We start from the raw sequence: 13,216 nt of genomic DNA, 5'->3' as shown, positions 1-13,216 counted from the left end.
CAATGCGCGAATAGTCTAAGGAAGGCGGTCATGAGCGACCGCCTTCCGCCGTTTCAGGCCATCGACAATTTCCGCGACTATGGCGGTTACGCCGTGGGCGGGGGGCGGATCGCGCGCGGACGCCTGTATCGCTCGGCGCATCAGGCGCGGGCGACCGAAGCCGACCTGGACCGGCTGGCGCGGTTGAGCATCGCCACGGTGGTCGACCTGCGCCGCCCCAGCGAACGGCGCGACCAGCCCTCGCGGCGACCCGCGAACTGGGCCGGGCAGGTGATCGAAAGCGACCATGACGACGGCGGCGAGGCGCCGCACATCACCTTCCTCAAGACCGCCGACCTGACCGAGGATTCCGGCCGCGCCTTCATGACCGCTGTTTATCGCCGCCTGCCGTTCGAACCTGCCCATGTCGAGCTGTTCAGCCGCTATTTCCGCGCCTTGGCCGAGGGCGAAGGCCCGATTCTGATCCACTGCGCGGCGGGCAAGGACCGCACCGGCCTGCTGGCGGCCCTGACCCACAGCCTGCTGGGGGTGTCGCGCGACGACCTGATCGCCGACTATCTGCTGACCAATGTCGCCGTCGATCTGGAGGGCCGGGCCGAGGGCATTGCGCGTCAGCTGACGGCAATGACGGGTCGTCAGGCCTCGCACGGCGCCGTGGTCGCCTTCCTTGGCGTCGAGATCGACTATCTGAACGGGGCCTTCGCCGAGATCACGGCGCAGCACGGCTCGCTCGCCGCCTACCTGGAGCAGGCTCTGGGCGTCGACGCCGCCCTGGCCGAGCGCATTCGGGCGCGGCTGACCGAATGAGCCGGCCCGTCGTCCATATCGAGCGGCTGGACTGGGGCGAGCCGCTGAGCGTCGCCGCCGGGCTGAACCAGCGCGAGGGGGCGCTGGCCCTGCTGGCCGGGGCGGGCGATCCCACGGCGCACGGCGGCCGCTGGTCCTTCATCGCCTGCGAACCGGATCGCGTTCATGTCGGCCCGGTCGACGAGGCGGCGGCGTTCGACGCTCTGCGCCATTCCGATTTCGCGGGCGGCGGCGTGGTCGGCCTGATGAGCTATGACGCCGGGGCGCGCCCGGCGACCGGGCGGCGCGCCGAGGCCTGGCCCGACCTGATGCTGGCCCGCTATCCGGCCCTGCTGGCCTTCGATCATGCGGCGCAGGAAGTTCGCGCCGTGGGACGGGGCGCCGACGCCGCCGAAGCCGAGGCGCAAGGCCGACGCGCGACGGCCTGGCTGGCCGAGGCGGTCACACCGTCGATCCCGTCCGCCCCGGCCGACGCCTTCACAGGCGAGGCCGCGCCCGAAGCCTATGAGGCCGCCGTGGCAGACGTCGTGGCGCGCATCGCGGCGGGCGAGCTGTTTCAGGCCAATATCGCCCGCGCCTGGAGCGGAAGCCTGAACGCGGGGCGCGATCCGTTCGAGGTTTTCCTCAGGCTGTCGGCGGAACGGGGCGCGGCCTATGGGGCCTTCTGGCGGCTGGGCCAGCGGGCCCTGGTGTCCAACTCGCCCGAGCTGTTCCTGACCTTCGATCCTGAGACCGGTCGGATCGAGACGCGGCCGATCAAGGGCACGCGGCCGCGCGACGCCGATCCCGCGCGAGACGCCGAACTGGCCGCTGACCTGGTCGCCAGCGCCAAGGACCGGGCGGAAAACCTGATGATCGTCGATCTGATGCGCAATGATCTGGCGCGGGCGGCGACGCCTGGGTCGGTGCGGGTCGAACGGCTGTTCGAGGTCGAGAGCCATCCGACCGTCCATCATCTGGTCTCGACCGTGACGGCGACGGCGCGGCCCGGCGTCGGCGCGGCCGAGGTGCTGGAGGCCACCTTCCCGCCCGGCTCGATCACCGGGGCGCCCAAGCATCAGGCCATGAAGGTCATCGCGGGCCACGAGCCGCCGCGCGGGCCGTGGTGCGGTTCGCTGTTCGGTCTAGGGCTGACGGGCGAGGGCGGCCTGATCGCCTCGGTCCTGATCCGCACGGCCGCGTTCGAGCTGGGCGACACGAGCTGGCGTTGGCGCGCCCTGGCCGGCGCCGGCATCGTCGCCGACAGCGACCCGCGCGCCGAACGCGAGGAGACCGAGGCCAAGATCCGGGCGCTGCAAGAGGCCCTGGTCGGCCCCTAGCAGTTGCTGCAGAGGACCTTGTCCACCGTCCGCGGCCGCAGATAGTAGCTGCGGTTGAAGTTGATCGGCGTCTTGATCACCTGGGCGAAGGGCGAGGTGTATTTGAACTCTGTCTCGCCGAGGATCAGGCTTTCGCCCTTTTCGATCAGGCCGGGCGGCAGGTCGCTGACGACCGAGGCCTTGACCCGTGCGGTCAGGGCCTTGTTGTTGCCCCGGCTCCAGTCGACGCGCGCCACCCCGTTGGCGTCAATGGTGACGCTGGAGACGCGGATGGACAGGGGCGAGGACGGGAAGGGCCGCATGATCATGTCGCCGATGGCGAAGACGCTGGTCAGGTCCTGGGTCGTGGTCGCGTCCGATTGCGCCACCAGGTCGGCGACGATGGAGGCGGTGTGGCTGGCGCGGCGACTGGCCATATAGCCCTGGCAGAACTCGACCAGGCCGAAGTAGATCACCAGCATCAGCGGCGCGATCAGGGCGAACTCGATCGCCGACACCCCGCGCGCGTCGCGCCAGAATCGCCGGATCTCGCGGGATATCAAGCGCCGGCTCACTGGTAGGGCTCGTTGCGGAAGGCCAGCGACGTCGTCAGCAGCACCTTGTCGTCGGTGGTGCGCGACAGGGCCTGGGCGATGAAGGGCGTGGCGATGGGCTGTTCGTACCAGATCCGCACCAGAATGCGGTCGCCGGGTCCGCCGGGCTGATAGGTGAGCTTGCTCTGGTCGAACACGCCGGACGCCAGGGGGTCGGGCGCGATCGGGGTGCTGAAATTATCGACCACGCGAACGTCGATGAAGGCGCGCGTCGGACAGTCGGCGGCGAAGACGCTCATGCGTTCGCACATCTTCTGCTTGATCGCCGAGGGCGTGAACGCCTGCTGCTGGGCCTGGCCTGTGCGCACCAGGCGCCCGGTGTCGGAGACCGCCGTCTCGACCACGGCGTCCAGCAAGAGCAGCAGTCCCACTTCCAATATGCCGAACAGAAGGATGAAGAAGGGCAGGGCGACCATGGCGAACTCGACCGCCGTGGAGCCCTCGCGGGCGCGCTTGCGTCGCCGCATCAGCGACGGTCGGCCGGGGCGATGGAAAAGCGGCCCGATCATCGGTCAGGGCGCCGGGGCGGCCCGCACGCTGGGCGAGCAGCTGGTTCCGCAGGCCATTTCGGTGGCTTGCGCGCCGCGCCAGACACGGACCGAGCCGGCCGAGCCGGCGCTGACCACGACCTGGCTCTGGAACAGGGGGCGGCCGACGGCGTCGACGGCGACCACTTCGGTCACGCCATAACCCTTGCCCGTGATGAACAGGGTGTTGGCGTCCACCACCGTGACGTCGGCGATCTTGGGATTGGCCACGATCACCGATCCGGCCGGCGCCCGCAGCTGCACGCGGGTGGCGTGGTCGATCTCGACGTTCAGCGGGCGCGACTGGGCGTGAACGGCGGCGGCGGCGCTGAGCGCGACCAGGGCGGAGGCGGCGCCGACGGCGAGCCTCTTGAGGGACCTGGGCATGGGCGACGGCTCCGAAAGAATGAATGGGCGCGCGCGAGCGCTAGGCGTGAAACCTCGCGCCGAAAGATCAAGAAATCCTGAAGGTGGGCTGAAATCGGGCTTGTCGGGATAAATCTATAGTAAACAGGTTAGTAACCATCAAAAAATCGAAGCAGCCATCGTCATTTTACTCGCCCTTAATGATCGGCGGCGCATTGTCGCCATGCAAACGGGGGTCAAGCGGGCAAAACCGGTGACCCTGGTGGTGGAACTGTTGCTCGCTTAGACAAAGAAGGAAGATATCCATGCGTAACTTCATCAAGAACTTCGCCAACGACGAATCCGGCGCCACGGCCATTGAATATGGCCTGATCGCTGCTCTGATCGCCGTCGCGATCGTCGCCGTCCTGACCACCCTCGGCCCGAAACTGGCCGGCGTGTTCACCAAGGTGGAAACCTCGCTGCCGGCCGCCTAAGGTCAGCAACAAGGTCTAAAGGCTGGGGCCGGAACGGAAACGTTCCGGCCTTTTCCTTGTCCGGGCCTCGGCAACCTGCGGAAACTTGACCTTAAAGGTTGTTGTCGCACGGTGGCCGCATGACCGAGCTTTCTCTTGTCCTGTTGAGCATCCTGCCCGTGCTGGTGATCATCGCCGGGTTGCATGACCTGACGACGATGAAGATTCCGAACTGGATCTCGGGTCTGTTGATCCTGGGATTCTTCCCTGCGGCCCTGGTCGTCGGCGTTCCGATGACGGACATGGCGATCGCTCTGGGCGTCGGGTTCGCAGCGCTTCTGGTCGGCATGGGAATGTTCGCCCTGCGTTGGATCGGAGGCGGGGACGCCAAGCTGATGGCGGCGGCCTGTCTGTGGCTGGGGTGGTCGGGCGTCGCGCCCTTCCTGCTGTTCACGGCGCTGGCCGGCGGCGGCTTCTGCCTTCTGCTCATCACCGCCCGGTCGCAGCTTCAGCCCTATGCCGCCAATGCACCCGGCTGGATCTCGCGGTTGATGCAGCCCAAGGGCGACATCCCCTATGGCGTGGCTATCGCCATCGGCGCCTTGCTGGCCTATCCGTCGAGCGTTCTGGTTCAGGCTTTTTCCGGCGTCTGACGTCCGTTCGCTTCGCTTAGGAGCGCGTTAACCGGCGGGCCTCATTGTCGTTAACGGCAGGGGGCGAAGAACCGAATCCGCGTCGCCGCTCATGCCGGAGACCGTCGATGAAGCCCGCCAAGATCGCCGTCATCTGTATCGCCGCCATTTCGGCCGTCGGCCTGGCCCTGGTCGTGCGCGCCATGGGGTCCTCGTCCGGGGAACCCGCCGCGACCGCCGTCGCCGCCGTCGAGGCGCGCCCCATGGCCAAGGTCCTGGTCGCCGCCAAGGATCTGGAGCCGGGCCGCCGTCTGACCGACGGCGACCTGAGCTGGAAGGACTGGCCGGTCGACGAACTCAATCCCGTCTTCATCACCGACGGCAGCGTGCCGGTTCCCGCCGCGCCGACGGCAGCCGCGCCCGCCGACGCCAAGCCCGCCGAGGCGGCCAAGCCGGACGCCAAGGCCGAGGGCGCCGCCGCCCGCGTGACCCGCGCCGCGACCGATCTGGCGACCGGCGGGGCCAAGGCCGACTACATCGGCGCGGTCGTCCGCGAACCCATTCTGGCCGGCGAGCCCATCATCGGCCGCAAGATCGTCCGCGCCGGCGACAGCGGCTACATGGCCGCCTACCTGGAGCCCGGCATGCGGGCCATGGCCATTCGGGTGACGGTCGAGACCGCCGCCGGGGGCTTCATCCTGCCGGGCGACCGGGTCGATGTCCTGCTGACCCGCGAGGTCAAGCTGCCTGCCGGCACGGCCGGCGGCGAGACGTCGAAGTTCGTTTCCGCCACCGTCATGCGGAACGTCAAGGTGCTGGCCATCGACCAGAACACCCGCGCCGCCGAGAACGAGCAGGCCGTGGTCGGCGCCACCGCCACCATGGAAGTCAGCGGCCGCGACGCCGAGATTATGGCCCTGGCCAAGTCCGAGGGCGAACTGTCGCTGGTGCTGCGCTCCTACGCCGACACCGCCGGGCCGTCGGGTCATGTTCCGGGCGCGGTGAACCGCGGCAATGCAGCCGCCTCGGGCGGCGTCGTGCGCGTCTATCGCGAAGGCCAGGCCGAAGCGGTCACGGTCCCATGAGGAAACCAGGCATGAATCGTTTGATCGCGGCGGCCTGCGCCTCGCTGATCGCCCTGGGCGGCGCCGCCTCGGCGCCCCTGGCCCAGACCCGCGCCGCCGTCTCAACGGGCGCGGCGCCTCAGATGGTCAATCTGCCGCGCGGCACCTCCTTTGCGGTGGATCTGCCCGCCGACGCCCGCGACGTGATCGTGTCGAACCCGCAGGTGGCCGAGGCCATGCTGCATTCGCCGCGTCGCATCACCGTCATCGGCGTGGCCGCCGGCGAGACCGACGCCGTCTTCCTGGACGCCGCCGGACGCACCATCCTGGCCCTGCGCGTGCGCGTCGACGCCGGGACCAGCGCCCTTCAGGACACGCTGAGCCGCGTCGCGCCGGGGTCGAACGTTCGCGCCGAAGCGGTGAACGACAGCATCATCCTGACCGGAACCGCCGCCAGCCCGGCCGAGGCCCAACGCGCCGCCCAGGTGGCCCGCGCCTTCGTCTCGGCCCCGGAGAAGGTGGTCAACATGATCAGCGTCGCCGGCTCCGATCAGGTGACGCTGAAGGTGCGCGTCGTCGAGGTGCAGCGCAGCGCCATCAAGCAGCTCGGCTTCGACACCCAGGCGGTGATCGGCCGCATCGGCGACACCCAGTGGCTGCTGGGCAACGCCGCCACCTGGGGCGTCAACGGCTCCCTGCTCGGCGGCATCACCGGCGGCGTGGCGCGCGACACGACCAAGAATTTCCAGATGCAACGGCCCTGCGGCCCCGGCTGGCCCGCGGACGCCATGTGTCAGTTCACGGTCGACGGCCCCGAGGACGCATCCAACTGGGACACGGCCAAGCCCGGCACCGGCCCTGGCTCTGACGGGCTGAACAAGGGTGAGGCCACGATCAAGGCCTTCGAGCGCGTCGGCCTGGTCCGCACCCTGGCTGAGCCCAATCTGACCTCGGTCAACGGCGAGGCGGCCAGCTTCCTGGCCGGCGGTGAATTCCCTCTGCCGACGGGCCGTGACCGCGAAGGCCAGATCTCGGTCGAATACAAGCCCTACGGCGTGGGACTGTCGTTCCGGCCGATCGTCCTGACCGGCGGCCGCATCTCTCTGCAGGTCAAGGTCGAGGTGTCCGAGCTGACCCCGCAGGGCGGCCTGACCATCGGCGCGGGCACGCCTTCGTCGATCACCCTGCCGGGCCTGTCGGTCCGCCGCAGCGAGAACACCATCGAAATCCCCTCGGGCGGGTCGATGATGATCGCCGGGCTGCTGCAGGAGACGACCCGCCAGAACATCGATTCCCTGCCGGGGATGACCAATCTGCCGGTGCTGGGCCAGTTGTTCCGCTCGCGCGACTATCTGATGGGCGAGACCGAACTGGTCGTGATCGTCGAGCCCTATATCGTCAGCCCCACCTCGCCGGGTCGGATGCAGACGCCGGCCGACGGCCTGCGTATCGCCCATGACGCCCAGACCATCTTCTTCGGCCAACTGAACCAGGCCTACGGCTCGCCGGCCCCGACCGCCCAGGGCGCCGGATGGCACGGCCCTGTCGGCTATGTGATCGAGTGAGCGCGATGACCCGCAACGCCAAATCCCTTCTTTCCCTGTCCTCGGCGCTGGCGCTCGGCGGCCTGCTGCTGGCCGGCTGTATGGGCGGCCCCGCCAGCCTGGACGGCGAGCCGCCGCTGACGCCGGCCTCGCGCTACAGCCTGCAGGTCGAGCCGGGCGTGGACCGTATCGCCCTGGCGGTGCACGAGACGGGTCTGTCGGCGAACCAGCAGGCGGCCCTGGCTGATCTGGTCGCCCGCTTCGCCGTCGAAGGCGCCCCTGTTCTGGTGGTCGAGGCTCCGGCCGGCGGCGATCCCGTCGCCGCCGACGCCGCCTGGCGCGTCAAGTCGGCTCTGGAGGCCGCGGGCGCGCCCTCCCACATGATCCGCGTCGTCAGCTATACCGGCCCCGACGCACGCGCGCCGATCCTGGCCGGGTTCGAGACCGTTCGCGCCGTCGTGCCGCAATGCGGGACGCAGTGGGGCAGCCTCAGCCGCACCGGCGACAACCAGTCGTCCGCGAACTTCGGTTGCGCGGTCACCGCCAATCTGGCGGCCCAGATCGCCAACCCGCGCGACATCGTCGCGCCGCGCGCCATGACCCCGGCCGACGCCCAGCGCCGTTCGGTGGTGTTCGATCACTACGCCAAGGGCGAGCGGACCGCCGCGACCCGCGAAGAGCTGATCGTCGGCACACGCATTTCCCGCGCCGTGGATTGATGGACATGACCAAGCCCTTCGCCGCACAGGATTTCGACGCCCTCGACACCTTCGACTTGGACGACGAGTTCATCGACGCCGCCGCCGCGCCGACGCGCGAGCCGCTGCAGTTCACGCCCCCGCCGGGCGCGTCTGTCGCGTCGGCGCCGTCGCCGCTCGAAGAAAGCTACAATCCGGTCGGGCGACTGGTCGCCGAGACCGAGACGGCGGTCGCCGCCGTCGTGTCCCCAATGCCTGCCGTAATGACGCCTGACGAGACCGCCCCAGCCCATCCGATTGACGAGCCCCTGGCCCCGGTCGCCTCCCTGGCGACCTATGAGCCGGCCGGTCTGCCGATCGTCTCGAACGCCGGAGCCGAGGTCTCGATTCCGCGCATCGGCGTTCACGTCTTCGCCGAGCGTCAGGACACCCTGGCCTCGGCCGAGCGCGCGGGCCAGGACCGCCGCATGTCGCGCGCCACGACCCAGATCCGCATCGGCGGGGTCGCCGCCGCCATCGAGGCCTATCAGTCCGAACCGACGCCGCCGCTGATCGTCGTCGAGAGCATGAAGGACGCCCAGACCCTGCTCTGGGAGATCGACCAACTGGCCGAGGTCTGCGACGCCGGCACCAAGGTGGTGATCATCGGCGCCACCAACGACATCCTGTTGTTCCGCGAACTGATGCGGCGCGGCGTCAGCGAATACCTGGTCGCCCCGGTGCAGCCGCTGCAGTTGATCTCGGCCATCGGCGGCCTGTTCGCCGACCCGGCCCAGCCCTTCATCGGCCGCTCGATCGCCTTCGTCGGCGCGCGCGGCGGGGCCGGCGCCTCGGCAGTGGCCCACAACACCGCCTATGCGATGAGCGAGCGGATCGGCGTCAACACCGTCATCGTCGATTACGACCTGCCGTTCGGCACCGCCGGTCTGGACTTCAACCAGGACCCGCTGGGCGGGGTCGCCGACGCCCTGAGCCAGCCCGACCGTCTGGACGCGACCCTGCTGGACCGGATGATGGTCCGCTGCACTGACAAGCTGAGCCTGTTCGCCGCGCCCGCCACCCTGGACGCCGACTGGGAGATCGGGCCCGACGCCTTTGAAGAAGTGACCAGCCGCATCCGCTCCACGGCGCCCTTCGTGGTGCTGGACCTGCCGCACCTGTGGTCGGGCTGGATGCGCAAGACCCTGATCGCGGCCGACGAGGTCGTGGTGGTGGCGACGCCTGATCTGGCGTCTCTGCGCAACGCCAAGAACATGATCGACCTGATCAAGCAGGCGCGTCCCAATGACGCCCCGCCGCGCCTGGTGCTCAACCAGGTCGGCGTGCCCGGCCGCCCCGAGATCCCGGCCAAGGACTTCGGCGCGGCGCTCGGCATCCATCCCAGCCTGATCATCCCCTTTGACGCCAAGGTGTTCGGCGCGGCCGCCAACAACGGCCAGATGATCGTGGACTCGGGGGCCAAGACCAAGGCGGCCGAGGCGTTCGAGACCCTGGCCCAGATCGTGTCGCGTCGCGAACTGCCGACGGCCCCTGTGAAGGGCAAGGCCGCGCCGGCGCCGGGCGCGCCGGCCAAGAAGGGCGGCTCTCTCTTCGCCTCCCTGTTCAGCAAGAAGCGCTGAGGCCATGTTCGGCAAGCGCACCGCCCAACCTGGCGTCGCGGTGGCCCCGCGGCCCGCTCCGGCGCCGGCTCCCCAGCCGGCTGCGGCGGACATGCGCGCGCTTGATCCCGTAGACGCCTTCCCGATCGAGGAACTGGAAGCGGACGCCGCCCCGTCCTCGGCCTCCGCCGACCGGCTGGACGCCCTGGCCGCCCGCCCGCGTCCCGAGGCGGCGGCGCCGACCCCGGGCGGCCCGGCCAAGGGACCGCGCGCCACGCCCGGTCTGGAACAGCTGAAGAAGGCTCAGGCGGTCGCCGAGATCGTCCGCGAACAGTCCGACTATTATCACGCGACGAAGACGACGATCTTCAATGCGTTGATGAACACCATCGACCTGTCCCAGCTGGCGCAGCTGGACACCAAGGCGGCGTCCGAGGAAATCCGCGACATCGTCGCCGAGCTGGTGGCGATCAAGAACGTCTCCATGTCGGTCGCCGAGCAGGAGCACCTGGTTCAGGACATCGTCAACGACGTCCTCGGCTACGGTCCGCTGGAGCCGCTGCTGGGCCGCGACGACATCGCCGACATCATGGTCAACGGCGCCGGCCGGGTCTTCATCGAAGTCGGCGGCAAGGTGCAGCTGACCAACGTCCGCTTCCGCGACAACACCCAGCTGATGAACATCTGCCAGCGGATCGTCAGCCAGGTCGGCCGCCGCGTCGACGAATCCAGCCCGATCTGCGACGCCCGCCTGCCGGACGGGTCGCGCGTCAACGTCATCGCCCCGCCGCTGGCCATCGACGGCCCGACGCTGACGATTCGTAAGTTCAAGAAAGACAAGCTGACGATGAAGAACCTGGTGGAGTACGCCTCCATCAGTCCCGAGGGCGCGCGCGTCCTGGGCGTCATCGGCGCGTCGCGATGCAATCTGGTCATCTCGGGCGGCACCGGCTCGGGCAAGACGACCCTGCTCAACACCCTGACGGCCTTCATCGACCCGACCGAGCGGGTCATCACCTGCGAAGACGCCGCCGAACTGCAACTGCAGCAGCCCCACGTCGTGCGTCTGGAAACCCGGCCGCCGAACCTGGAAGGCCAGGGCCAGATCACCATGCGCGATCTGGTCAAGAACTGCCTGCGGATGCGTCCTGAGCGGATCATCGTCGGCGAGGTGCGCGGCCCGGAAGCCTTCGACCTGCTGCAGGCCATGAACACCGGCCACGACGGCTCGATGGGCACCCTGCACGCCAACTCCCCGCGCGAGGCCATCAGCCGGATGGAGTCGATGATCACCATGGGCGGCTACGGCCTGCCGTCGCGGACCATCCGCGAGATGATCGTCGGTTCGGTCGACGTCATCGTCCAGGCGGCGCGTTTGCGCGACGGCTCGCGCCGCATCACCCACATCACCGAGGTGGTGGGCCTGGAAGGCGAGGTGATCGTGACCCAGGATCTGTTCGTCTACGAAATCACCGGCGAGGACGCCCACGGCAAGATCACCGGCCGTCACCGTTCGACCGGCATCGCCCGCCCGCGTTTCTGGGACCGCGCCCGCTACTACGGCCTGGAACGCGAACTGGCCGAAGCCCTGGATGCGGCGGAGTAGGGTCTGATGCTCGCCATTCTCGCGGCCTTCCTGGCCTTCATCACCATCGGCGGCGTCGGTTGGGTTCTGGTCAGCGGCGACGACGGCTCGGCCCAGGCGGTCAAGCGCGCCAAGTCCATCAGCGCGGCTCGGCCGGAAGCGGCGAACAAGCGCGCCGCCGTGGTCAACACGCCCGAGGCGCGCCGCAAGCAGATCATGCAGCAGTTGCAGGAGGTCGATCGGCGCGACCGCAAGGCGCGCATGACCATGAGCGCCAAGCTCAAGCAGGCCGACCTGTCGATCAGCCTGCGCACCTTCATCATCGTCAGCGTCGTTCTGGGCGTCGCCAGCGCCCTGATGGCGTTTCTGCTGCACCTCAATCCGTTCCTGTCGCTGGGCATCGGCGTGGCCATGGGGCTGGGTCTGCCGCGCTGGGTCGTGGGCATGATGGGCAAGAAGCGGATGAAGAAGTTCTCGCTCGCCTTTCCCGATTCCGTCGACATCTTGGTGCGCGGCATCAAGACCGGTCTGCCGGTCCACGACTGCTTCAAGATCATCGCCCGTGAAAGCCCGCAGCCCCTGGGCGCCGAGTTCCAGCTGCTGGTCGAAGGGCTGGGGGTCGGCATGACCCTGGCCGAGGCGCTGGACAAGATGTTCGAGCGGATGCCGGTGCCCGAGCTGAAGTTCTTCGCCATCGTCATCGCCATCCAGCAGAAGAGCGGCGGCAACCTGGCCGAGGCCCTGGGCAATCTGACCTCGGTTCTGCGCGCCCGGCGCATGATGGGCGAGAAGATCAAGGCCATGTCGTCGGAAGCCATCGCCTCGGCGGCCATCATCGGCTCCCTGCCGCCGGCGGTGATGATGTTGGTGATGATCTCCAGCCCCGCCTACATGATGCTGCTGTTCACGGACATGCGCGGCCAGATGATGCTGCTGGGATCGGCGGTGTGGATGGGCTGCGGCATCTTCATGATGAAGCGTATGATTTCGTTCAAGTTCTGAGGGGGAGGGCGCCGTGAACAGCTTCATGCATTTCATCACCGACCCGCAGAACCTGCTGAGCATCGGCGTGGGCATCGCCGTCTTCGCCAGCGTCCTGACCCTGCTCGGCTCCTTCATGGGCGGCGAGCGCCTGGACAAGCGGATGAAGGCCGTGGCGGAGCGCCGCGAAGACCTGAAACGCCGTTCGCGTCAGGCGATGAAGGGCGGGACGGCCGGATCGCCCGGCGGCGCCACGCTGCGTCACTCCGACGAAGGCTTCAAGAAGCGCGTCGTCGAACGCCTGAACCTGACCAAGCTGCTGGAAGATCCCAAGGTCGCCGAGAACATGGCCCAGGCCGGGTTCCGCGGTCCGCGTCCGCTGACCACCTTCTACTTCTTCCGTTTCGCCACGCCCTTCATCTTCATGGTGCTGACGGCGCTCTATCTGTTCGCGGTCAATGATTTCGGCTTCAATCTGACGCTGAAGCTCTGCGCCCTGGTGTTCGCCGCCGCGGCGGGCTTCTACGCCCCGAACCTCTATGTGCAGAACCGTATCGCCTCGCGGCGTCAGTCGATCGTGGCGGCCTTCCCCGACTCGCTGGACCTGCTGCTGATCTGCGTCGAATCCGGCATGTCGATCGAGGCCGCGATCCAGAAGGTCAGCCAGGAGGTCGGCAGCCAGTCGATCGAACTGGCCGAGGAACTGAGCCTGCTGTCGGCCGAACTGTCCTATTTGCCCGATCGGCGCATGGCCTATGACGGCATGGCCAAGCGCACCAATCATCCGGGCATCCGCGCCGTGGCCACCGCCATGACCCAGGCCGAGACCTACGGCACGCCGCTGGGCAACGCCCTGCGGGTGATGGCCAAGGAGAACCGCGAACTGCGTCTGGCCGCCGCCGAGAAGAAGGCCGCGGCGCTTCCAGCCAAGCTGACCGTGCCGATGATCGTCTTCTTCCTGCCGGTGCTGTTCGTCGTGATCCTGGGGCCGGCGATCATCAACATCCAGGACATGATGAAGGGCGGCTGATCGGCCGCGCTCAGGCC

General features: G+C 68.6%; 14 protein-coding genes. 11 read left to right on the top strand and 3 right to left on the bottom strand.

The genetic code is table 11. The features are described 5' to 3' along the window. Window positions 1–30 precede the first annotated feature (30 nt). Window positions 31–807, top strand: a complete 777-nt coding sequence (locus AC3IS2_RS13060; RefSeq protein WP_489198210.1) for a tyrosine-protein phosphatase — start codon at window positions 31–33, stop codon at window positions 805–807. Further along, the gene (locus tag AC3IS2_RS13055; RefSeq protein WP_489198209.1) at window positions 804–2,126 is read left to right on the top strand and encodes an anthranilate synthase component I family protein; all 1,323 of its coding nucleotides are present in this window, start codon (window positions 804–806) and stop codon (window positions 2,124–2,126) included. Before AC3IS2_RS13060 ends, AC3IS2_RS13055 begins: the two co-directional genes overlap by 4 nt. Here the strand turns inward: AC3IS2_RS13055 and AC3IS2_RS13050 are convergent. The 3 genes from AC3IS2_RS13050 to AC3IS2_RS13040 are packed head-to-tail and all read right to left on the bottom strand — an operon-like array spanning window position 2,123 to window position 3,633. Then, the gene (locus tag AC3IS2_RS13050; RefSeq protein WP_489198208.1) at window positions 2,123–2,668 is read right to left on the bottom strand and encodes a TadE/TadG family type IV pilus assembly protein; all 546 of its coding nucleotides are present in this window, start codon (window positions 2,666–2,668) and stop codon (window positions 2,123–2,125) included. The genes AC3IS2_RS13055 and AC3IS2_RS13050 overlap by 4 nt on opposite strands. Window positions 2,669–2,676: 8 nt before the next feature. After that, on the bottom strand, window positions 2,677–3,186 hold the full coding sequence (locus AC3IS2_RS13045; RefSeq protein WP_489198207.1) for a TadE/TadG family type IV pilus assembly protein: 510 nt from the start codon (window positions 3,184–3,186) through the stop codon (window positions 2,677–2,679). A gap of 45 nt (window positions 3,187–3,231) precedes the next feature. Then, window positions 3,232–3,633: a pilus assembly protein N-terminal domain-containing protein gene (locus AC3IS2_RS13040; protein WP_489198206.1), complete on the bottom strand. Its 402-nt coding sequence runs from the start codon at window positions 3,631–3,633 to the stop codon at window positions 3,232–3,234. Between the two features lie 284 nt (window positions 3,634–3,917). On the opposite strand from AC3IS2_RS13040, the gene AC3IS2_RS13035 reads away from it, so the two are divergent. The 9 genes from AC3IS2_RS13035 (at window position 3,918) to AC3IS2_RS12995 (ending at window position 13,199) form a co-directional block, all read left to right on the top strand. Beyond that, window positions 3,918–4,088 (top strand): Flp family type IVb pilin, encoded by a 171-nt coding sequence (locus AC3IS2_RS13035; RefSeq protein WP_331033946.1) that lies wholly within the window; start codon window positions 3,918–3,920, stop codon window positions 4,086–4,088. Window positions 4,089–4,207: 119 nt separating this feature from the next. Then, window positions 4,208–4,720, top strand: a complete 513-nt coding sequence (locus AC3IS2_RS13030) for an A24 family peptidase (RefSeq protein WP_489198205.1) — start codon at window positions 4,208–4,210, stop codon at window positions 4,718–4,720. A gap of 107 nt (window positions 4,721–4,827) precedes the next feature. Continuing rightward, on the top strand, window positions 4,828–5,784 hold the full coding sequence (gene cpaB / locus AC3IS2_RS13025; RefSeq protein WP_489198204.1) for a Flp pilus assembly protein CpaB: 957 nt from the start codon (window positions 4,828–4,830) through the stop codon (window positions 5,782–5,784). An 11-nt stretch (window positions 5,785–5,795) separates the two neighbouring features. Then, window positions 5,796–7,328, top strand: coding sequence for a type II and III secretion system protein family protein (locus tag AC3IS2_RS13020; RefSeq protein WP_489198203.1), 1,533 nt, complete (start codon window positions 5,796–5,798; stop codon window positions 7,326–7,328). 5 nt (window positions 7,329–7,333) lie between these two features. Further along, window positions 7,334–8,026, top strand: coding sequence for a CpaD family pilus assembly protein (locus AC3IS2_RS13015; RefSeq protein WP_489198202.1), 693 nt, complete (start codon window positions 7,334–7,336; stop codon window positions 8,024–8,026). A gap of 5 nt (window positions 8,027–8,031) precedes the next feature. Continuing rightward, complete coding sequence (locus tag AC3IS2_RS13010; protein ID WP_489198201.1) at window positions 8,032–9,624, top strand: CpaE/TadZ family protein; 1,593 nt, start codon at window positions 8,032–8,034, stop codon at window positions 9,622–9,624. 4 nt (window positions 9,625–9,628) lie between these two features. Beyond that, window positions 9,629–11,209 (top strand): TadA family conjugal transfer-associated ATPase, encoded by a 1,581-nt coding sequence (locus AC3IS2_RS13005; RefSeq protein WP_489198200.1) that lies wholly within the window; start codon window positions 9,629–9,631, stop codon window positions 11,207–11,209. 6 nt (window positions 11,210–11,215) lie between these two features. Next, window positions 11,216–12,190 carry a type II secretion system F family protein gene (locus tag AC3IS2_RS13000; protein ID WP_489198199.1) on the top strand — a complete coding sequence of 325 codons (975 nt, stop codon included), beginning with the start codon at window positions 11,216–11,218 and terminating at the stop codon, window positions 12,188–12,190. A gap of 13 nt (window positions 12,191–12,203) precedes the next feature. Continuing rightward, window positions 12,204–13,199 carry a type II secretion system F family protein gene (locus tag AC3IS2_RS12995; RefSeq protein WP_489198198.1) on the top strand — a complete coding sequence of 332 codons (996 nt, stop codon included), beginning with the start codon at window positions 12,204–12,206 and terminating at the stop codon, window positions 13,197–13,199. The last annotated feature ends 17 nt before the right edge of the window (window positions 13,200–13,216 follow it).

This window comes from Brevundimonas sp. KH_025 (assembly GCF_057839885.1).
This window is presented reverse-complemented; position numbering and strand designations above follow the sequence as displayed.